Origin of the sequence: Xaviernesmea rhizosphaerae (genome assembly GCF_001938945.1) — a bacterium.
Taxonomy (GTDB): domain Bacteria; phylum Pseudomonadota; class Alphaproteobacteria; order Rhizobiales; family Rhizobiaceae; genus Xaviernesmea; species Xaviernesmea rhizosphaerae.
This window is the reverse complement of record NZ_MKIO01000014.1, coordinates 1-19505: the sequence shown is the minus strand read 5'-3', so window position 1 is coordinate 19505 and position 19505 is coordinate 1. Positions and strand designations below refer to the sequence as shown.

The window sequence follows — 19505 nt, the reverse complement described above, 5'->3', positions numbered from 1 at the left end:
GCCTTGGGGACACGATACGGCGAAAAGACCAGATTGCAACCAGTGAAAAACTGGTATTATCGGTGCAGTTCGAAGACGAAATCATAGACCTCGCCTTTGTAGCGGGTCTCGCAATATTCGACGATCTGGCCATCGGCCAGGAAACAGCGCCGTTCGGTGGACAGGATCGGCGCGCCGGCCTCGCAGGCCAGGTGCAGCGCATCGTCGGCGCTGGCGGCGCGCGCGCGCATCCTCTGCACCGCTCGTTCCGGCATCAGCCCCCGGGTTGCCAGGGCTTCATAGAGCGAGTCGCCCACCAGCTCCGGGCTGGCGAGAAAACGGGCGGGCACGGCGGAGATTTCAACCGCGATCGGCAGGCCATCGGCCAGGCGCACGCGCTTCATCCGCAGCACCGGCGCAGTGCCGGCAATGCCGAGCGCCATCATCTCCGCCGAGGACGGCCGGCTCATCTGTTTGAAAAGCCAGAGACATCCTGGCACCTGCCCGCGTGCGCGAATGTCCTCGCTGAAGCTCGTCAGCGTGGCCAGCGATTTTTCAACGCGGGCGCCGACCTCGGTGCGCGAGCCTTGGCGGCGGCTGATCAGCCCCTCCGCCTCCAGCAGCGACAGCGCCTTGCGCACCGTCACCCGCGACAGACCGAGCTCAGCGGCCAGCACACGCTCGCCCGGCAGCACCGCGCCGGCCCGCAGCGCCTCGCCCGCCCGGCTGCCGCCGCGGATGATCTCCTCCAGCGCCGTCTTCAACCGCTTGTAGAGCGGCCCTTCGCCGCTCTCGCGCGCGAAGGTTTCGGCGATCTCCATCATCAGCACACCCGCCCCCGTCACCGTGATCCGCCTCCGCGCCCGAACGATCTTAAAAAATTCTTTCTGGAGCTATACTGGTCTTATCTCTGGACTGCAATTCCCGCCTCGGGCCCTTGTTCCGGCGGGCGCAGCGGGCCGGATCATTCCATTTTGGAAGAAGGTCTTGCTCAAAGAGCGATTGCGTCGTTTCATCGGCGCAATAAGCCTCAAGGAAAATGCAGCCGCCGCGCGGCTGCGCGATCCCGGCTTTCCGCGAAGTTCCGCGCGCCTGACGAAAAGGCAAGACGATGCTTGACGATCCCCGCTCCCACGGCCTCTGGGAAAAGACCGCGCCGCCCGCGCCTCAGGCGCCGGCCCTTGACGAGGCGATCACGGCGGATGTGGCGATCGTCGGCGGCGGCTATACCGGCCTGTCGGCGGCGCTGCATCTGGCGCAGGCCGGCCTGTCGGTCGCGCTCTTGGAGGCGATCGACTTCGGCTTTGGCGGCGCGGGCCGCAATGTCGGGCTGATCAATGGCGGCATGTGGGTGATGCCTGATGACATTCCCGGCGTGCTGGGGCCCGTTCACGGCGAGCGGGCGCTGGAGCTGCTGGGCGGCGCGCCGCTTCTGGTGCGCGAGATCGTCGAAACCCATGACATCCCCTGCGAGATCGAGACCAACGGCACGCTGCATCTGGCCGTCGGCGAAACGGGCCTGAAGGAACTGCGCGAGCGGCACCGGCAATGGACGAGCCGCGGCGCGCCGGTGGAACTGCTCTCGGCCGAGGAGACCGCGCGGCGGGTGGGCAGCGATGGCTATGCCGGTGCCCTCTTCGACCCGCGCGCCGGCACGATCCAGCCTTTGGCCTATGCGCGCGGTCTTGCGCGCGCGGCGCAAACGGCGGGCGCCCGGCTTTTCGCGGGATCGCCCGTGATCGCCACGGAGCGGGCGGGCGAAAACTGGACGGTCAGGACGGCCCGCGGCGCGGTCACCGCCGCCTGGGTGTTGGTGGCGACGGACGCCTATTCCACCGGCCCCTTCGCGCCCGTGCGCGCCGAGCAATTGCACCTGCCCTATTTCAACTTCGCCACCGTGCCGCTGTCGGACAATCTGCGCCGCTCGATCCTGCCCGGCCGCGAAGGCTGCTGGGACACCAAGGAGATCCTCTCCTCCTTCCGCATGGACCAGTCCGGGCGGCTGGTGTTCGGCAGCGTCGGCGCGCTGCGCAACACGGGTGCGGCCGTGCACCGGGCCTGGGCGCAGCGTGCGCTGGCCACGCTGTTCCCGCAGCTCGGCGACATCCCCTTCGAGGCGGAATGGTATGGCAAGATCGGCATGACCACCGATGCCGTACCGCGCTTCCACCGCTTCGACAGGCAGATCGTCGGCTTCAGCGGCTATAATGGCCGGGGCATCGCGCCGGGCACCGTCTTCGGCAAGACGCTGGCCCGCCATGTCCTGGGCGAGCTTTCCGAGGACGAGCTGCCTCTGCCGGTGACGGATGTGAAGGCGCAGGGCTTCAGAACCGCCCGCGAGGCCTATTACGAGGCGGGCGCGCAGCTGGCGCATCTGGCGGGCTATCGGTTCTGACGGGCGATCTGTTCTGACGGGCTACCTGTTCTGACGGGCCTGGGCGTCAGCCCTCCTGCAGAACCCGGGCGATGTCATCGCATTCCTTCTCGCCGGAACACTGCAGGGAGATCGCAATCCACGCCAAGCGGCAGGAAATGCATGAGGTTGGCGGTGACGACGGTAAGGCCATAGGCCTTGGCCGTCGCTGCAATCAGGATATCCCCAAGGCCGGGATGCCGGCCTTCCGCTGTTGCGGCATCCTCGAGCGCGCCGGCGATGCGGGCCACGATGGGATCAACCGTCAGGATGCGATCTGCAAAGGAGTCCACGAGAAGATCAAGCCATTCATTGAGGCGTTTCGCTCGCTCGATCCCGCCACGGCAATGAAGGCTGCGCATCCCCTTTTCGATCTCGGCGATCGTCATAGCCGAGAGGTAAAGCGCATCTGCTGCGCCCTGCTCATGGAACCACGCCTTCACCGCATCGGAGAGCTTTTCCTTGCGGTCAGGTGAGAGCAGGGAAATGACGCTGGTATCGATCAGCAGGCCATCATTCAAAATCGGCGTCCCGCATTCTGGAAGGATTGCGCTCCAGATCGGCGGGACCGGGATAGGCCATCAGAAAATCGCCGAAATTGGCCCTTGGCTTCGTCAGAGCCTTTTTCGCGGCCTCTCCGGCTTCGATGCTGACAAGCATCGCTGCGGGTTTACCGTGCCGTGTGATCGTCACGAATTCGCCGTTCGCCGCCTGGTCCACCAGACCTGCAAAGCCTGATTTCGCATCCGCGACGCTGACGGTGGACATGCCGACCCTCCAATAAAATGACCATATATGGACAATTTAGAGGCTGCAGCGCAGGAAATCAACGGCGGAAACCTGACGGGGCGGTGAGCGCCCCCGCGCCTTCTGACGACAAGGGCATTGGCGCGACAAGGGCATCGTGCCGAAAATCGCAATCGGCTCGATGCCCTGGCTTCTGCCTCGCTGATTTTTACCGGACCGAAAACCGCTTCCCGCTTTCCGGTCCGATGCTCCGTCCTACCACTCGGCGACGCTGCCATCCTCATGGCGCCAGATCGGGTTGCGCCAGCGATGGCCTTCCTTGGCGCGCTCGATCACATAGGCCTCGTCCACCTCCACGCCGAGGCCGGGGCCCTGCGGGATGCTGACGAAGCCGTCCGCATAGTGGAACACTTCCTTGTTGGAGATGTAGTCGAGGATATCATTGCCCTTGTTATAGTGGATGCCGAGGCTCTGCTCCTGGATGAAGGCATTGTAGGAGACGGCATCGACCTGCAGGCAGGCGGCGAGCGCGATGGGGCCGAGCGGGCAATGCGGGGCCAGCGCCACGTCATAGGCCTCGGCCATGGCAGCGATCTTGCGGCATTCGGTGATGCCACCGGCATGCGACAAGTCGGGCTGGAGGATATCGACATAGCCGTCGGCGAGCACGCCCTTGAAGTCCCAGCGCGAAAATAGCCGTTCGCCCAGCGCGATCGGCGTGGAGCAATGATTGGCGATTTCCTTCAGCGCCTCGCGGTTTTCGGAGAGCACCGGCTCCTCGATGAACAGGAGATTGTAGGGCTGCAGCTCCTTGGCCAGAACCTTGGCCATGGGCCTGTGCACGCGGCCGTGGAAATCGACGCCGATGCCGATATGCGGGCCGATCGCCTCGCGGATGATGGCGATGGTCTCCACCGCCTTCTCCACCTTCTCCCAGGTGTCGACGATCTGCATTTCCTCGCAGCCATTGAGCTTGATGGCCTTGAAGCCGCGGGCGACGACCTCACGGGCATTGTTGGCGACATCGGCCGGCCGGTCGCCGCCGATCCAGGAATAGACCTTGATCTTGTCGCGCACCTGCCCGCCCAGCAGCGAATGGATCGGCTGGCCCAGCGCCTTGCCCTTGATGTCCCACAGCGCCTGGTCGATGCCGGAGATCGCGCTCATATGCACCGCGCCGCCGCGATAGAAGCCGCCGCGATACATGACGTTCCAGTGATCCTCGATCAGGAACGGGTCCTTGCCGATCAGATAGTCGGCCAGTTCGTGCACGGCGGCCTCGACGGTGAGCGCGCGTCCTTCCACGACCGGCTCGCCCCAGCCGACGATGCCCTCGTCGGTCTCGACCTTGAGAAACAGCCAGCGCGGCGGCACGATATAGGTGGTCAGCTTGGTGATCTTCATCGGATGCTCCCTCGATCCTCTTGGTTTGATAGGTCTTTTTCCGGTAGGCAAAGACTTCAGGCGCCGCTTTGCGGCGGCCTGTGGCGCGCGCCGGCCAGGTCGCGCTCGGCCAGGTCCAGCATGGTCTGCGAGCACTGCCGCGCCGCCGCGCCATCGCGCAGGCGCAGCGCCTCCACCAGGCGACGGTGCACGTCCAGCGCCTCCTCATGGGTGGCGACGGCGGCATTCGAGGCCTTGAGCGAGAAGCGCAGCGCCGCCTCGATCACCCCGGACAGCTCGGAAAAGATGCGGTTGTGGCTCGCCTTCAAGAGGCCGGCATGAAAGGCGACGTCGGCCTCGGTAAAAGCCAGGAGATCGCCCTCCCCGTCGCGCATGCGCCGCCAGGCGGCGTCGAGATCGGCAATTTCCTGCACGCTCGCCCGCTCGGCCGCCAGCTCGGCGGCCACGGGCTCGATGGCGCGACGCGCCTCGAGAATGGCGGCGATGAGATCGGCGTCGAAGATGCGCTCGCCGATCCAGTCGAGCACCTGCGGATCGAGGATCTTCCAGTCCCCGCGCGCGCAAACCCGGGTGCCGATGCGCGAGCGGCCGACGACGAAGCCCTTGGACTCCAGCACCTTCAGCGCCTCGCGGATCACCGTGCGGCTGACGCCATAGCGCTGGCCGAGATCGTTTTCCCGCGGCAAAAGCTGGCCGGCAGCAAAGACGCCGTCGCAGATCTCGGCGGCCAGCGCGCGGGTGATGGCGGATTTGACGCGCGGCCGGCGTGCCGGCGCGACCTGCTCCTTATCCTCCATCCGGACCTCCTCGTCGCGACTCCAGGGCCGGCTGTGCGGCCCGATAGACCATCATAGAGCCGGATCCATTCATCATACAAGAGGACGGTAAGAATATGATGATGTGCGGCGCAGCGTGATGCTGCATGGCCACATGACGGGCCGAACCGCGCTTCAGGGGGATGGAAGGTCGCAGGCGCGAGGGATGCGCGGCCGGTCGTCCGCAGAACGGCACCGAAAATCGGCCCTCTGTTTTCGGGCCGATGCCGGGCTTTTTGTTTCCGCATCGGCTCGTCCCGAAAGCCGGTTTCCGTTTTCCGGGCCGATGCGGGGCCTTTTGTTTGCGCATCGGCTCTTTCCGAAAACCGGTTCCCACTTTTCGGGCCGATGCCAGGGGTCGCCGATCAATCGTCCTTGCGGATACCGAGGCCGCCGCTCTGCAGGGCCCGCTTCTCTTCATACATCGCGGCATCGGCCCGACGCAGGACCGATTCGATCGGCTCGCCCGGTTCCGTTGTGGCGATGCCAATCGCCACCGACAGCGGCAGGTCGGAATAGAACTGGTTGTTGATCTTGATCAGCTCCTGGATCGTCTCTGCCACCTTGCCGGCCGCCTGCCCGTCCGAACCCGGCAGGAGCACGGCGAATTCGTCGCCGCCGATGCGCGCCGCGGTGTCGGGTGGCGACACCACGCCGTTGAGCACCTCGCCCATCCGCCGCAGCAGGCCGTCGCCGGCATCATGGCCCAGCGTGTCGTTGCACGCCTTCAGGCCGTTCAGATCGATGATCAGCGCCGAAACAGGGCGCAGCGTCTTGCGCTGCAGCCGCTTGACCTCATCCATGTAGAAAGACCGGTTGCGCAGCTTGGTCAAAACGTCGTGGCGGCCGAGATATTCGAGATAGGCCTCGGCCTTCTTGCGGGCGGTGATGTCGGTCAGCGCCACCTGCACCAGCGCCCAGTCCTCCTCGCGCCCGGGCAGGACGGAGAATTGCAGGAGCACATAGCGCTCGGAGCCATCCAGCGCATAGTTCACCACCTCGCGATGGTGCATCAGCTTGCCGTTCCAAAGGTCGATCAGCTGCTCGCGGAAGTGCTTTTCCATCTCGCCGCGGAAAACTTCGCCGATACTCTGCAAAAGCGTCGGCCGGTCCGGGGCGCAGAACATGTCGAGCGTCGCCTGATTGATGTCGATCACCTTGATCTCGCTCATGCAGCGCTGGACGAATTCGGGATGCACATCGGTGAAAACGCGCAGATCCTCGATGCCGCTTTCGCGCAGCTCGTCGAGCAGGATCTTGATCTGGCTGAAATCCTCCACCCAGAGCGAGACCGGCGAATGCTCGAAAATGCCCTCGGCATAGGCGCGGTTGCGCGCCTCCGCCCGGCGCGCTTCCTCGCGCAGCGTTACATCCTCCGTGGTCAGGAGCAGCCGGGCGAAGCTCTCCTCATAGCCCGGCAGGATCTGGCCGCGCAGCTGGATGTCGAGCCTTCGGCCACCGAGCGTGTAATTGACCGCATGGCTGATGAAACGCGTGTGCCCCTCCCAGAGCTGGGAAAGTTCGCTGATATGGCTTTGCAGCATCTCGTCGCGAAACACGCGATCGATATTGGCGACGAGATGGTCGAGACTGTCGGCTTCGAACAGCGCCAGCGTCTGGGCATTGACGGAAAGCACCCGGATCTGGGCGGAGCATTGCGCCACACGCGCCGGATCTGCCTCCAGAAACCCTTTGAGGTCGCTCACCCCCTCGGCGCGCCACTGGTCGAACAGGGCCTTCACCCCGCTGAAATCCTCGATCCACATCGCCACGGGTGCGAGATCGAAAATATTGAGATCGGCAGATAGGGACATGGTCAGGGCCTCGACTTCTTTGCGCGCGCCGGCTCCCCTGTCTGGAATGTTTTCAGGCAGAGAATGTCTCCGCGGCAGGAAAGGGGAAATAGCGTTAGGCGATCGTTACCAGCCGCGGCCTTTGCTGCAAAGCGGAATAGAAAGTCGAGGCCTTGCCGATTGTGCGCGGCAGCGGGGCGGCGCATGGTGCGGCTGGCTCAAGTCCCGGCCTCATTGCGCGCAGGCAAGGAAACCGAAAAAAGGCACAGAGCTTCAAACAACCGACATGCGAATTTGTCATGGAGCCCCGTTTCGATTTGAAGAGGTCTCCCCATGCTCGATGCCCAATCCCTGCAGGCGGCCAGCGCCGCGCACCGTCTCGCGCCAGAGGCGTCCACGCGGCTGACCGCGCTCGCCGCCGCCGTGCTCAAGGCCGGCGAGACCGCGCGGGGCGCGCTGCGCCGTCGTCTGCCGGACCAGATGACCGCCAAGGGCCCGCGCGACTATCAGACGGAGATCGACGTGGCCGTCGAGCGGATGCTGGTGGAGGATCTCGCCCGCGCCTTTCCCGATCACGCCATCAAGGGCGAGGAAGCCGTGGGCAATCGCGCGGCCGAGGCAGGCGCCCCGGTCATCCACATCGACCCGATCGACGGCACCACCAATTTCGCCTGGGGCCTGCCGCATTTCGCCATCACCGTCTGCATCGTCGAAAACGGCGTCGTCACGGCGGGGGTCGTCTATGATCCGATGCTGGACGAACTGTTCAGCGCCGAAGAGGGTGCCGGCGCCTGGCTCGATGGCGAGCCGATCGCCTGCGTCGATCATGCCGCGGTGGAGGATGTGCTGGTGGGTGCCGGTCTGCCGGTGCCCGGACAGGTCAAAGCCGTTTCCGAGGACACCTATTTCGCCGCGCTGAAAAGGCTCATGGCCAACACCGCCGGCGTGCGCCGTCTCGGCTCGGCGGCCCTGTCGATCGCCTATGTCGCCTGCGGCCGGCTCGATGGCTTCTTCGAGGATGGCCTGTCCGTCCATGATTACGGCGCGGCGGCGCTCCTGGTGCGCGAAGCCGGCGGTACGGTCACCGCCTTCTCCGGCGGCCCCGTCACCCCGCAGGGCGACATCCTGGCCGCCACCGGCGCCCTGCATGGCTGGCTGGCCGAAGGCCTGCGATAGAGCAGCAACAGGGCGCCAGCGGCGGCAACCCCGCCGCTCGTTCCGTCGTGAGGGTCAGTCCTTCCGCGCCAGCGCCAGATCCAGCCCCGTGGGGTCGTCGGTGGTAATCTGGTCGACCTTCAGCGCCAGCAGGCATTCGACATCGGCGACCATTTCCGGCGAGGCGAGCTGGACGGTATAGGCGTCCACCTGCCGATCGAGCTGGTGGAAGGCGGCGACCATGTCGAAGCCGGCTTCGGCGGCAAAGAGCACCAGCGGATATTCGAGATAGATCATCGTCGCATGCGGCGAGGCCTCGGCGGCGCGGTCGACGAAGCCCTGGAAGTCGCGGCTTTCGCGCAGGGCTTCGGCGGCGCCGAAGTGGCAGGGGTCATAGCCGACCGGCATGTCCGGCACGGCCTGAGACAGGCGCTGGACCGCCTGCGCATCGCCGCCGGAAAGGATGACGCTGCGCGCGACCGGGCCAATGGCGGCGGCGAAGGCTGCCAGGTCCTCGTCCCGGATCGCCTCCGATCCTTCCTTCATATCGAGCTGGATCACGGCGCCGGTCTCGCCCGCCTCGGCCCGCGTCTCCTGGATCAGCCGGGCCAGATCCTCGATCAGCAGAACCGGATGGTCGGTCGGCTGGCCATTGTCCTGGCGCAGCCGCAGGCCGCGCAGGGTTTCGGCGCTGGCTGAGAGAACGCGGCCCTGGCCGGTGGTTGCGGCATCGAGCATCTCGTCATGCAGCACGACGAAGCCGGGAGCGTCATAGCGCAGCAGGTCGATTTCGAGACTGGCGCCGAGCCTCAAGCCTTCGATCAGCCTGTGGCGGGTGAAGGACAGATCGCCGGCCTGACGCCGTCCGCGATGCCATTTCAACCAGGTCTTGTGTCCGTCGCGCTCAATCGCGACGCCGCGGGGATGCTCATGCATGGCTCACTCTCCGTTCGGTTTCGCTGCCGCGCGCGCCGGCCTGATAGACCTGCGCGCCATCGCGGAAGACATGGAAGGCTGAGACGCCGAGTTCCACGCGCAGACCGCGCGGCACCTGGGTCTCCGGCGGCATCATCGCCTTCATGCGCGTGCCGTCCAACAGGTCGATATCGACCAGCTTGTGCGTGCCGAAATCGATGCTGCGGTGAACCCTGCCGGCGCGCGGCCGCTCGCTCGGCGTCAGGCTCAGGGCCTCGGGGCGAATGCCGAGAACGGCCGGACCATCGGCCACAGGCACCGGCAGCGTCAGATCCTCGTGCCGGCCGATGCCCTCCTCGACCGTCACGCGGATGAAGTTCATCGAGCCGATAAAGCTGGCGACGAATTCGGTGCGCGGCGCGCGATAGATCACGTCGGGCGGGGCCACCTGCTCCATCACGCCGTCGCGCATCACGACGATGCGGTCGGCCAGCGCCAGCGCCTCGTCCTGCCCATGGGTGACGAACAGCGTGGTGATGCCGAGCCGGCTCTGGATGTCCTTGACCTCCTCGCGCAGGCGCTCGCGCAAATGCTGGTCGAGGCTGGCGAAGGGTTCGTCGAGAAGCAGGATCTTCGGCTCCAGCACCAGCGAGCGGGCCAGAGCCACGCGCTGCTGCTGGCCGCCGGACAGCTGGGTGGTCATGCGCTGGCCGTAATCGGCAAGCCCCACCATGGCAAGCGCCTGCTCGACACGCTCGCGGATCTCGGCGCGCGGGCGGCGGCGCAGGCGCAGGCCGAAGGCGATGTTGTCGAACACGTTCCAATGCGTCCACAGTGCATGGCTCTGGAAGACCATGCCGGTGGGCCGGCGCTCGGGCGGCAGACGCGTAACGTCCTTCGCGTCGATCAGGATCTCGCCAGCGCTCGGCCGCTCGAAGCCGCCGATCATGCGCAGCAGCGTCGACTTGCCGGAGCCGGAGGGGCCGAGCAGGCAGACGAGCTCGCCATCCTCGACATCAAGCGAGACGTCGTTGACGGCAAAGCCGGTGCCGAAGCTCTTGGATACGCCCTTGATGGTCAAACGGGCCATGATCGAACCTTTCTATTCCCAGGCGCCCGCGTCACGCGCCGAAACCGCGGGCGAAGGCGCCGGTTCCCACGATCCGCCGGGCGAAGATCAGCGCCAGGAAGGAGGGGAGCCACAGCATGACGGACAGCACCGCGCCATATTGGACGACGAGCTGGTTGTTGATGAAGCTGATCATCAGCACCGGCATGGTGCGGACCTGCGGCGCACCGATCAGCCAGGCGCCCTCCGTCTCGTAGAAGGTGCCGACGAAGGTCAGAAGCACGGCGGCGGCGATTGTCGGCCCTGCCTGCGGCAGGGTGATCGACCAGAAGACGCGCAGCGGCCCGGCCCCGGCATCACGCGCCGCCTCCTCCATGCGCCGATCCACGGCCTGGAAGGCGGCGACGGGCACCCAGATCATCAGCATCAGCGTGCCCACCAGCTGGATCAGCACCACGCCCCAGAAGGTCGAGATCAGCCCGAGATGCAGGAAGATCCCGGCGATCGCCACCAGAAGCCCGAATTTGGGGAAGGCATGCGAGGCGAGGAAGGAGAGAAACAGCAGGTTGCGCCCGGGAAATTTGAGCCGCGCAAAGGCATAGGCCGCCGGCAGGCAGATCACCGCCGAGAGCGCGGTGACCACGGCCGTTAGCCGCAGGCTGAGGAACAGCGCCTCCCAGACATCGGCGCGCGAGAGGGTCTGGCTCCAGAAGCGCAGGCCGAATTTCTGCGGCACCAGCGAGGGATAGCGCCAGACCTCGGTGAAGGCCCAGGTGGCGACGACCAGGAGCGGCACGGCGATGACGAGGGTCAGAAGAATGGCGAAGACAAGGCCCGCCCAGTCGAAGGGCTTTGCAATGCGCGGCGCGGCGGATGACACGGGCCGATGCGGGATGGCGCTCACGGGCGGCCCTCCTGATTACGCGCGATCGAGCGGACATAGAACAGGCCGAAGACCAGGCAGAAGCCGAAGCTGATCACGGCCTGGGTCAGCGCGTTCAGTGGATCGTTGTTGTCGGAGAAGGTCCGGTCCATGAAGGGGCCCATCATCTCTGGCGCGGCCGGGCCCAGCACATAAGGCAGGGTGAAGGCGGAGAAGATGCCGAGAACGGCGAAGGAGGCCGTCACCAGCAGCGAATTGGCCATGCGCGGCAGGATCACCGCCAGAAAGACGCGAAAGGGGCCGGCGCCGACATCACGCGCGGCCTCAACGGACGCGTTGGAGATCTGGCCGAGCCCGGCGGTCAGCATCAGCACGGTCAGCGGCAGATTGTCCCAGACCAGCCCGATCACCGGACCCCAGGGGGTGAGATAGGGCGTCGGCAGCTTGGGCAGGCCCAGCGCATTGAGAATGAGATCGACCGTGCCGTTCGGCCCGATGGTGCGGATCAGCGCATAGGACAGGATGATCGACGGCACGAACATCGGGAAGATCGCCATGGCCTGGACATAGGCCGCGAACCGCCCCTGCGAGAAGCGCAGATAGAGGGCGATCGGCAGGCCGACGAGGATCAGCAGAACACCGCAAACCAGGGTGGTCCAGAGCGTGACCTGCAGATTGGCGAGGCTATAGGGATCGCTGAAGAAGAAGCGATAGGAGGCGAGCGACAAGGCGCGCGCGCCATTTTCGCCTGCCGGAAACACCGTTTCCAGGACGGCCGAGAGGATCGGATAGACGATCAGCCAGCCGAGCAGGAAGACCGGCAGGGCCACGAGCGTCAGCCCGACCAAGGCGCCGGAGAGAGCCTGAGGCTGGGCCGGCGCGCGAGAGCGCGCCGGCGGTATCGACGAGAGCGCGGACACGGCGATCAGGTGCGGCTGATCGTCGGGGCAACGTTGCGATACCAGCCGTCATTGACAGCCTTTTCCCAGTCGCCCGAGGGGAAGGTCGGGATGGTGGCCGGGATGACATCGGCATATTTCTGGCGCAGCGCGTCGGACAGATGATCCCAGGAAACGCCGGGGAAGCCGCCGAGCTCGGTGATCACGGCTTCCTGGATCTCCTGCGTCAGCAGGAAGGAGGCCAGCGTCAGGGCCGCATCCTTGTGGGCGCCGTTGGAGAAGAGCGTGGAATGGGCAAAGCCGCCGCACAGCGCCAGGTCGGTCAGCTGCACCAGGCCGGTGGTCTCCGGCAGAACGCCCTGGTTGATCGCCTGCAGAACCTGGTCCGACCAGACCGGCGCCATGGTGACGACGCCCTGGGCCAGAAGCTGGATCGACTGGGTGTTGCCCGAAGCGTAAGCGCCCTTTTCGTAAAGCGAGGGGGCCAGATCCTTCAGGAGTTCCCAGGCCGGCGGCAGCATCTTGGCAGCGGCTTCCTCGCTGTAGTTGCCGACGGTGAAGGCCTTGGGGTCGCGGCCATTGACTTCATGAATGGCGCGGCGGACGAAATTGCCGCCCGAGCCGCCCTTGTCGGGACGGTTATAGACGAACTGGCCGGGATTGGCCTTGATCCAGGCGACAAGCTGTTCCCAGGTCTTGGGCGCGTCCTTGGCGGGCAGCTTGGTCGCGTCATAGGCCAGGAGGACCTGCGAGCCGCGATAAGGCAGCGAATAGTCGCTGTCGATCGCCAGCGGGTTGATGCGCTCATGGCCCTTGACCTCGGCGGCCTTGACCCAGAGCCCGGCCTCGATGCCGCCCTTGGGCAACAGCGGATCGAAGGTCTCGAACATGTCGGCCTGGGGATCGGTGTTGCTGGCCAGCGCCGCGAGACCGCGGTCGGCAATGGCGCGCAGGCCATTGTTGTTGCCGGCGTCGGTGACCTTCACCGCGATGTCAGGATGGGCCTTGGCGAAGGCCGGCAGGATCACATTGTTCCAGAAATCGAGGACGTTCTTGTCCGAACCGCAATAGACGTCGATCGGGCCGGCGGCGGCGAAGGACAGGCGCGGCGCGAGCGCAAGGCCGGCGACGGTGGACGAGGCGATCAGAAAATGGCGTCTGTTCATCGGGACGATCTCCGTGGAGGGTCGGCGCTGCGCCGGCCCGATCGGCATCGGGCAGCGGGCGGCCGAAATATGTTGGCGTCGAGAGACAAGAGCGGTTCGCCCAAAGGCGAGACCGACGCCGTGCAGTCCGGCGCCCGGGCTGCGGCGCGGCCTAGCTATCGGCGCGCCATGACACGGGAATGACAGTGCTGAAATGAGCGAGCAGCCGGCAGCGGCCTTGCCGGAGCCAGAGCAGGCCAGCCAAGGCTATCCAAAAATCACATTTCAAAACAATAATTTATATGGTTAGCAAAAAGTTAAACGCGGCCGAGGGATGCCCAATGCCCCGCAAAAGCCGGTGAATGCCGCGCGCGCGACGCTGGCCGGTAGCGTCAGAGAAAGTAAATCATTTTCAGCGGCATGAGCGCCGCGCCGATCGCGGCGGCGTCTCCCTCCGTCTCCGCCATCACCAGCCTGGCATCCGGCGGGCCAATGCCATAACGCTGCGGGCGCAGCGAGGGCAAGCGCACGCGGGAAATCATCTTCTCGCCGAGCGCGCGGGGCAATTGCCCGCCGAAGACGATCGCCTGGGGATCGATGACGGCGACGAGGGTTGCCACCAGCCGGTTGATCAGCGGCATGGTCCGCTCGAGCCAGCCCTCGACGCCGGGCCAGTCGGGATCGAAGCGCTGGCAGAGATCCTCGACCGTCTCGACATCAACGCCTTCCGCCTGCACGGCGCGCAGCAGAAACTGCAAGGCCGGCCGGCGCTCGACCTCTTCGGGCTCATAGATGCCGCTGAGCTCGCCGGCATTGCCATGAAAGCCATGAAAGGGCCGCCCGTTGAGAATAAGGCCGCCGCCGAAGCCGTAGTTGAAGGAGAGATAGGCGAAGGTCGAGCACCACAGGCCGGCGCCGCGCAGGCTCTCGCCAATGGCGGCGGTGGTGGCATTGTTGTCGAGCCAGACCGGCAGGCCGAACGCCTCCTTCAGGCAGGGGCGCAGGTCGATCAGCGACCAGTCGCGCAGGGGTTCGGGCGCATTGAAGGCGTGGCCGCCCTCGATGAAGAAACCCGAGATGGCAAAGCCCAGTCCGATCAGCTGCGATCGCGCAATCGCGTGGCGCTCCATCATCGTATCAAGCGCTTCGCCGAGCGCCGCAAGCGTGCTCTGCCGGTCCTGCGGCGACCTGTCCAGAGTGATGGTTTCGACCGGATGGCAGCGGAAGTCGGCAAGGCACAGGGTCACCCGGTCGGTATTGACCGAGATGCCGACCGAATAGGCCGATGATGCGGCAAGCTCGATCGTCGGGCTGGGCTGGCCGCGCATGCCCTTCAGCGGCGCGCCGATGCGCAGATAGCCGCGCTCGATCAGCCCTTCGATCAGCCGGTGAACCGATTGCTGCGTCAGATTGGTACGCGGCGCGATCGAGGATCGCCCGATCGGCATGGAACGCCTGACGATATCGAGGATCATCCGCTCATTGTCGCTGACAGGCGAAACAGCATCGTCGCAAGAGATCATCGCAGGCTTGGTCCCGAACCAGACGAAAGGCTGGCGGAGGCACACCGTCTCTGGCCATCAGCCCGAACCGGCACCCTCCTCCATCGGCAATGCTCTTTAGACGAGTGCGAGGCAGGCGCAATCCGGCGTGGCGATTTTCCTGCCTGGCCACAGGACTGCGGCGCAAAATTTCACAGGATCGTCATAAATAATACACTCGAAACGTAATATTTCTCCGCGCATCGGTCCCACCCGTCGGCGCGCGCCTTTTGCCGGGCGTCCTGCCGCCGTGGCGGGCGCGATCACGCTTTAGGCGCGGCGCCGATGCATACGGATGCCGCTCCCGCAGTTTCATTTTGCCGCTGACCTCTCAAGACGAAGAACCCTACCCATGTCCTCCTCCCCGCTTGCCGCCCGCGCCACGCCGCGCGACCTGACCGACCTTCCGCTGCTCGATCTGTCCAATGCCACCATTCTCGCCATCGCGCATCGCGGCGACTGGCTGGATGCGCCGGAAAATTCGCTTGATGCCATCGACGGCGCGATCGCCAAGGGTGCCGAAATCGTCGAGATCGACGTGCAATCGACGGCCGACGGCCATCTGGTGATCATCCATGACGCCACGATCGACCGGACGACGACGGGCCAAGGCACCGTCAGCGAACTGGATCTGGCGACCGTGCGCGCCGCCCGCCTGCGCGCCCGCGACGGCGGCCCGACCGCTGCGGTCACCGACAGGATCGTTCCCACGCTGGCCGAGGCGCTGGAAGCGGCGCGCGGCCGCGTCGTGCTCAATCTCGACACCAAATATGCCCGCGATCTCGACGCGGTCGTGGCCATGGTGAAGCAGATGGGCAGCGAGGCGGATGTTCTGATCAAGAGCCCGATCAATGAGGCCGAGGAGCGCATCGCCCTGCGCAGCGCCGCCTGGTACGGCACGCTGCCGCATATGCCGCTCCTGACGCTGCGCTCCGGGAGCATTTTCGAGGATCTGACCCTGCTCGACGGCTTCCGGGCGCAGATGATCGAGGCCAAGTTCACCGACTTCGCCGATCTCGACCTGGCCGGCCCCGAACTGGCCGCGCGCGGCATCCGCGTCTGGGTGAACACGCTGGACTGCTCGCACAATCTCGACTTCAACGACAGTCGCGCGCTTAGCGCCCCGGATGCCGTCTGGGGCCGGCTGATCGAGGCCGGCATCGGCGCTATTCAGACCGATTGCGTCGAAGAGTTCAAGCGCTGGCTGGCCGCCCGCCCGCGCTGATCGCTGCCTCCCCCGCGCTTTCCGCCGGATCAGCGCCCAGCGCGCTGCCGGCTTGACAGGCACCGGATGACCGCCGATGGATCTCGGCGGCAGATAAGGACATTCTCATGAGCAATCCGCATCTTACCCGCCTGACGGCCGCCTCGATGATCGTCGAGGCCGCGGCTATCATCGCGCTCGACTTCTTCGAGAAGCGCGACCGTATCGCCACCCGCACCAAGGCGGCCGCACAGGATTTCGTCTCCGAGGCCGACACGGCGGTCGAAACCTTCATTCGCGAAAAGCTTGCCGCCGCCTTCCCCGGCGAGACCGTCTGCGGCGAGGAATTCGGCGGCACGGCCGACGATGCCTACTGGATCATCGACCCGATCGACGGCACCTCCAACTTCCTGCGCGGCTCGCCGCTCTGGGGCGTTTCGCTCGGCTTCGTGCGCAATGGCCGGCCCGAGCTCGGCGTGGTCGCCATGCCGGCCGAGCACCGGCTCTATGCCGCCGCCAACGGCACCGGCCTGTTCTGCAACGGCACGCCGTTTGTCCGCCCGGCGCCGATCGCCGATATCCGCCTGGTGTCGCTGGGCGACCATCCGCAGGAGGATTTCGAGGCGGCCGCCCGCTTCCAGCTCGGCCTGCGCCGGGCGGACTGGATCGTCGAGGCTTTCCATTCCACCTCGGTCTCGCTGGTCTATGCCGCGCGCGGCATTTTCGACGGGCATCTGCAGACCCGGACCACCATGTGGGACATTGCCGGCGGCGCGGTTCTGGCGCGCGAGGCCGGGCTCGAGGTGCGCATCGGCCTGAATGCCGAGGGGCAGGAGTGGATCGCCGCCGGCACGCCGGCATTGCTGTCCACCGTCGAGCCACTCTGGCCCGAGATCGCCGCCTGACAGTCTGTTCAAGACTTGCTGTTGGTCTGACGAAAAATGGTGATGTCGAGAACCGGAGCGCAGCGTCCTTAAGGTCCGTGAGCACCGGAAGCGCAGAAATCGCCAATTGCAGGCGGCCAACGGCGATTATGGGATAGAGTGTGAGCTCAAGGCGGCGCGGCGGCCCCTCAGCCGCGCCAGCCAAGGCTGCGTGACAAAGCCTCGGCGATCGCGCGCAGGCGGTTGCCGAAGCGGTCGAGCACCGCCGCGCTTGCCTCCGCCTCCAGGAAGCTCAAGGCGACGCCCGCAACCGGCAGGCCCTGCGCATCGCGCACTGCCGCCCCGACACAGGCCATGCCGAGACGAACTTGGCCGTCATCGACCGAATGGCCGCGCTGCCGCGTCGCCTCGAGTTCTTTGAGGAACGCGTCGAGCGAGGCGACGCTGCGCGGCGTCAGCGGATCCGGCCATCGCGACGGGAAGGCGCGCCGCACATCCGCCTCCGTCATGGCGGCAAACATTGCCTTGCCCGTTGCCGTGAAGGGCGCAGACAGGCGCATGCCGATACGGAAGGTGATGCCGAGCGGTGCTGCGCCATTGCGGCAGGCAAGATAGACTACATCGGCGCCATCCAAGACGCTCAGCGTCACGCTGTGATCGCTCAGATGCTCATCGGCCGCCACCTGCCGGCGGAACGCTTCGACCAGATCGGACTGGGCGAGAAAGGCGTTCGACCAGCGCAAGGATCGCGGCCCCGGCCGCAGCAGCCCCTCGGGCGAGCGCGCAACGAGATCGAGCTCCACCAGCACCAGAAGCAGCCCGTGCGCCGTGCTCTTGGGCAGGCCCAGCGCCTTTGTCAGCCGCGCGGCCGAGATCGGCTCGCCGCATTCGGCCAGATGATCGAGAATGGCCACTGCCCGCCTCAAGGCCGGCACGCTCTGCGCCGCACCCCCGGTCTCTCCCTCATCCATCCTGCCTCTCCCTGCAACCAGCCGCAGTCAAAAAGCCGCGCGCGGCTTGACCCCACGGCATCTTATAGGCATTATTTCATCATATAGAACAAAGTTCAATATATTGAACTATGAAAAGGAGACTGTCATGGTGAAGATGCCGGAAGCGCTGCTGCGGGACACCTGCCTGATCGATGGAGACTGGCGCAAGGCCAGAAGCGGCGACGAGATCATCGTGACCAATCCGGCCGATGGCTCCGAGGTCGGTCGCGTCCCCTCCTTGAGTGCTGCGGAGGTCGAGGAGGCGGTGGCGGCGGCCGGGCGTGCCTTTGCGCTCTGGTCGAAGAAGGCGGCGCGCGAGCGCTCGGCGATCCTCAAGCGCTGGTTCGAGCTGATGGTCGAGCATGCTGACGATCTGGCCCTGATGATGACGCTGGAACAGGGCAAGCCGCTGGCCGAGGCCCGGGGCGAGGCGCTTTATGCCGCCTCCTTCATCGAGTGGTTCGCCGAAGAGGGCAAGCGCATCTATGGCGACGTGATCCCCTCGCCGCAGACCGACAAGCGCATTCTCGTGCTCAAGCAGCCGATCGGCGTCTGCGCCGCGATCACGCCGTGGAATTTCCCGGCGGCGATGATCACCCGCAAGGCCGGCCCGGCGCTCGCCGCCGGCTGCACCATGATCGTCAAGCCGGCGGAACAGACGCCGCTGACCGCGCTGGCCCTCGCCGTTCTGGCGGAGAAGGCCGGCCTGCCCAAGGGCGTTCTCCAGGTCGTCACCGGCGAGGCGAAGGTGGTCGGCGGCGTGCTGACCGGCAGCGATGTCGTGCGCAAGCTCAGCTTCACCGGCTCGACCGAGGTCGGCCGTATCCTGATGGCGCAGTCGGCGCCGACGATCAAGAAGCTGTCGCTGGAGCTCGGCGGCAATGCGCCCTTCATCGTTTTCGACGATGCGGACCTCGACGCGGCGGTGGAAGGCGCGATCGCCTCGAAATACCGCAATGCCGGCCAGACCTGCGTGTGCACCAACCGGCTCTATGTCCAGGCCGGCGTCTATGACGCCTTCACCGAGAAGCTCGCGGCAAGGGTGGCGGCGCTGACGGTGGGGGTGGGCACCGAGCCTGACGTGCTGATCGGCCCGCTGATCGACGAGGACGCCATCGCCAAGGTGGAAGCCCATGTGGCCGATGCGGTCGAAAAGGGCGCGCAGGTGCTGGCCGGCGGACGGCGCCATGCGCTGGGCGGTACCTTCTACCAGCCAACCGTGCTTTCCGGCGTGACCCAGGCCATGCGGGTGGCGCGCGAGGAGACTTTCGGCCCGGTCGCCCCGATCTTCCGCTTCGACACGGAGGAGGAAGTGGTAGCCATGGCCAACGACACGGAATTCGGCCTTGCCGCCTATTTCTATACCGAGAGCGCCCGGCGCGTCTGGCGGGTGGCGGAGGCGCTCGAATACGGCATGGTCGGCCACAATAGCGGCCTGATCTCCAACGAGGTCGCCCCCTTTGGCGGCGTCAAGCAATCCGGCCTCGGCCGGGAGGGCTCGCATTACGGCATCGAGGACTATCTGGAGATCAAATATCTCTGCTCGGCCATCGGCTAGAGCATCGGACTGAAAATAGTACTCGGTGCGATGCTCTAGGCTCAGGACTCATAAATCACAACCAAAAGATAACGGTTGCAGCGATGCATATGCTTGAGAAGAAGGTATG

The 19505-nt window shown here is 65.8% G+C and carries 18 protein-coding genes; 5 read left to right on the top strand and 13 right to left on the bottom strand.

What is annotated here, in order from left to right; all coding sequences use genetic code 11:
• Positions 1 to 56: 56 nt before the first annotated feature.
• Positions 57 to 803, bottom strand: coding sequence for a GntR family transcriptional regulator (locus BJF92_RS00600; RefSeq protein ID WP_075632854.1), 747 nt, complete (start codon positions 801 to 803; stop codon positions 57 to 59).
• 287 nt (positions 804 to 1090) lie between these two features.
• Between BJF92_RS00600 and BJF92_RS00595 the strand changes: the two genes are divergently transcribed.
• A complete protein-coding gene (locus tag BJF92_RS00595) occupies positions 1091 to 2374 on the top strand; it encodes an NAD(P)/FAD-dependent oxidoreductase (protein ID WP_075632853.1) in 1284 nt (427 codons plus the stop codon).
• 74 nt (positions 2375 to 2448) lie between these two features.
• Here BJF92_RS00595 and BJF92_RS00590 read toward each other — a convergent pair whose 3' ends face one another.
• The 5 genes from BJF92_RS00590 to BJF92_RS00570 all read right to left on the bottom strand — a co-directional run bounded on the left by BJF92_RS00590 (position 2449) and on the right by BJF92_RS00570 (position 7172).
• Positions 2449 to 2913 carry a type II toxin-antitoxin system VapC family toxin gene (locus BJF92_RS00590; RefSeq protein WP_075632852.1) on the bottom strand — a complete coding sequence of 155 codons (465 nt, stop codon included), beginning with the start codon at positions 2911 to 2913 and terminating at the stop codon, positions 2449 to 2451.
• Positions 2906 to 3160 carry a type II toxin-antitoxin system Phd/YefM family antitoxin gene (locus BJF92_RS00585; RefSeq protein ID WP_075632851.1) on the bottom strand — a complete coding sequence of 85 codons (255 nt, stop codon included), beginning with the start codon at positions 3158 to 3160 and terminating at the stop codon, positions 2906 to 2908. The genes BJF92_RS00590 and BJF92_RS00585 overlap by 8 nt, the downstream gene beginning before the upstream one ends.
• Before the next feature lie 234 nt (positions 3161 to 3394).
• Positions 3395 to 4543: a galactonate dehydratase gene (gene dgoD / locus BJF92_RS00580; RefSeq protein ID WP_075632850.1), complete on the bottom strand. Its 1149-nt coding sequence runs from the start codon at positions 4541 to 4543 to the stop codon at positions 3395 to 3397.
• A gap of 56 nt (positions 4544 to 4599) precedes the next feature.
• Positions 4600 to 5340 carry a FadR/GntR family transcriptional regulator gene (locus BJF92_RS00575; protein ID WP_075632849.1) on the bottom strand — a complete coding sequence of 247 codons (741 nt, stop codon included), beginning with the start codon at positions 5338 to 5340 and terminating at the stop codon, positions 4600 to 4602.
• A 383-nt stretch (positions 5341 to 5723) separates the two neighbouring features.
• On the bottom strand, positions 5724 to 7172 hold the full coding sequence (locus tag BJF92_RS00570) for a sensor domain-containing diguanylate cyclase (RefSeq protein WP_075632848.1): 1449 nt from the start codon (positions 7170 to 7172) through the stop codon (positions 5724 to 5726).
• A 312-nt stretch (positions 7173 to 7484) separates the two neighbouring features.
• On the opposite strand from BJF92_RS00570, the gene BJF92_RS00565 reads away from it, so the two are divergent.
• Positions 7485 to 8327 carry an inositol monophosphatase family protein gene (locus BJF92_RS00565; protein WP_425356436.1) on the top strand — a complete coding sequence of 281 codons (843 nt, stop codon included), beginning with the start codon at positions 7485 to 7487 and terminating at the stop codon, positions 8325 to 8327.
• A gap of 54 nt (positions 8328 to 8381) precedes the next feature.
• Here BJF92_RS00565 and BJF92_RS00560 read toward each other — a convergent pair whose 3' ends face one another.
• The 6 genes from BJF92_RS00560 to BJF92_RS00535 form a co-directional block, all read right to left on the bottom strand.
• Positions 8382 to 9242: a glycerophosphodiester phosphodiesterase gene (locus tag BJF92_RS00560; protein ID WP_075632847.1), complete on the bottom strand. Its 861-nt coding sequence runs from the start codon at positions 9240 to 9242 to the stop codon at positions 8382 to 8384.
• Positions 9235 to 10311 (bottom strand): ABC transporter ATP-binding protein, encoded by a 1077-nt coding sequence (locus BJF92_RS00555; RefSeq protein WP_075632846.1) that lies wholly within the window; start codon positions 10309 to 10311, stop codon positions 9235 to 9237. Before BJF92_RS00555 ends, BJF92_RS00560 begins: the two co-directional genes overlap by 8 nt.
• A 31-nt stretch (positions 10312 to 10342) precedes the next feature.
• A complete protein-coding gene (locus BJF92_RS00550; protein WP_075632861.1) occupies positions 10343 to 11170 on the bottom strand; it encodes an ABC transporter permease in 828 nt (275 codons plus the stop codon).
• 20 nt (positions 11171 to 11190) lie between these two features.
• A complete protein-coding gene (locus BJF92_RS00545; RefSeq protein ID WP_143523845.1) occupies positions 11191 to 12075 on the bottom strand; it encodes an ABC transporter permease in 885 nt (294 codons plus the stop codon).
• A gap of 23 nt (positions 12076 to 12098) precedes the next feature.
• Positions 12099 to 13238, bottom strand: a complete 1140-nt coding sequence (locus BJF92_RS00540; protein WP_075632844.1) for an extracellular solute-binding protein — start codon at positions 13236 to 13238, stop codon at positions 12099 to 12101.
• Positions 13239 to 13609: 371 nt separating this feature from the next.
• Positions 13610 to 14740 (bottom strand): ROK family transcriptional regulator, encoded by a 1131-nt coding sequence (locus BJF92_RS00535; RefSeq protein ID WP_075632860.1) that lies wholly within the window; start codon positions 14738 to 14740, stop codon positions 13610 to 13612.
• 370 nt (positions 14741 to 15110) lie between these two features.
• Between BJF92_RS00535 and BJF92_RS00530 the strand changes: the two genes are divergently transcribed.
• On the top strand, positions 15111 to 15983 hold the full coding sequence (locus tag BJF92_RS00530) for a glycerophosphodiester phosphodiesterase family protein (RefSeq protein ID WP_075632843.1): 873 nt from the start codon (positions 15111 to 15113) through the stop codon (positions 15981 to 15983).
• A 107-nt stretch (positions 15984 to 16090) separates the two neighbouring features.
• Positions 16091 to 16867, top strand: a complete 777-nt coding sequence (locus BJF92_RS00525; RefSeq protein ID WP_075632842.1) for an inositol monophosphatase family protein — start codon at positions 16091 to 16093, stop codon at positions 16865 to 16867.
• Positions 16868 to 17034: 167 nt separating this feature from the next.
• On the opposite strand, the gene BJF92_RS00520 is transcribed toward BJF92_RS00525, so the two are convergent.
• Positions 17035 to 17817 (bottom strand): IclR family transcriptional regulator, encoded by a 783-nt coding sequence (locus BJF92_RS00520; protein ID WP_075632841.1) that lies wholly within the window; start codon positions 17815 to 17817, stop codon positions 17035 to 17037.
• A 127-nt stretch (positions 17818 to 17944) separates the two neighbouring features.
• Here BJF92_RS00520 and BJF92_RS00515 point away from each other — a divergent pair, with 127 nt between their 5' ends.
• Positions 17945 to 19396, top strand: coding sequence for an NAD-dependent succinate-semialdehyde dehydrogenase (locus BJF92_RS00515; protein ID WP_075632840.1), 1452 nt, complete (start codon positions 17945 to 17947; stop codon positions 19394 to 19396).
• Positions 19397 to 19505 lie beyond the last annotated feature (109 nt).

Excerpts from the sequence above, each read along its gene's own strand:
- BJF92_RS00600 (WP_075632854.1), bottom strand. The coding sequence starts at position 803 with ATGATGGAGATCGCCGAAACCTTCGCGCGCGAGAGCGGCGAAGGGCCG.
- BJF92_RS00595 (WP_075632853.1), top strand. The coding sequence starts at position 1,091 with ATGCTTGACGATCCCCGCTCCCACGGCCTCTGGGAAAAGACCGCGCCG.
- BJF92_RS00585 (WP_075632851.1), bottom strand. The coding sequence starts at position 3,160 with ATGTCCACCGTCAGCGTCGCGGATGCGAAATCAGGCTTTGCAGGTCTG.
- dgoD (WP_075632850.1), bottom strand. The coding sequence starts at position 4,543 with ATGAAGATCACCAAGCTGACCACCTATATCGTGCCGCCGCGCTGGCTG.
- BJF92_RS00575 (WP_075632849.1), bottom strand. The coding sequence starts at position 5,340 with ATGGAGGATAAGGAGCAGGTCGCGCCGGCACGCCGGCCGCGCGTCAAA.
- BJF92_RS00570 (WP_075632848.1), bottom strand. The coding sequence starts at position 7,172 with ATGTCCCTATCTGCCGATCTCAATATTTTCGATCTCGCACCCGTGGCG.
- BJF92_RS00565 (WP_425356436.1), top strand. The coding sequence starts at position 7,485 with ATGCTCGATGCCCAATCCCTGCAGGCGGCCAGCGCCGCGCACCGTCTC.
- BJF92_RS00560 (WP_075632847.1), bottom strand. The coding sequence starts at position 9,242 with ATGCATGAGCATCCCCGCGGCGTCGCGATTGAGCGCGACGGACACAAG.
- BJF92_RS00555 (WP_075632846.1), bottom strand. The coding sequence starts at position 10,311 with ATGGCCCGTTTGACCATCAAGGGCGTATCCAAGAGCTTCGGCACCGGC.
- BJF92_RS00540 (WP_075632844.1), bottom strand. The coding sequence starts at position 13,238 with ATGAACAGACGCCATTTTCTGATCGCCTCGTCCACCGTCGCCGGCCTT.
- BJF92_RS00535 (WP_075632860.1), bottom strand. The coding sequence starts at position 14,740 with ATGATCTCTTGCGACGATGCTGTTTCGCCTGTCAGCGACAATGAGCGG.
- BJF92_RS00530 (WP_075632843.1), top strand. The coding sequence starts at position 15,111 with ATGTCCTCCTCCCCGCTTGCCGCCCGCGCCACGCCGCGCGACCTGACC.
- BJF92_RS00525 (WP_075632842.1), top strand. The coding sequence starts at position 16,091 with ATGAGCAATCCGCATCTTACCCGCCTGACGGCCGCCTCGATGATCGTC.
- BJF92_RS00520 (WP_075632841.1), bottom strand. The coding sequence starts at position 17,817 with ATGGATGAGGGAGAGACCGGGGGTGCGGCGCAGAGCGTGCCGGCCTTG.
- BJF92_RS00515 (WP_075632840.1), top strand. The coding sequence starts at position 17,945 with ATGGTGAAGATGCCGGAAGCGCTGCTGCGGGACACCTGCCTGATCGAT.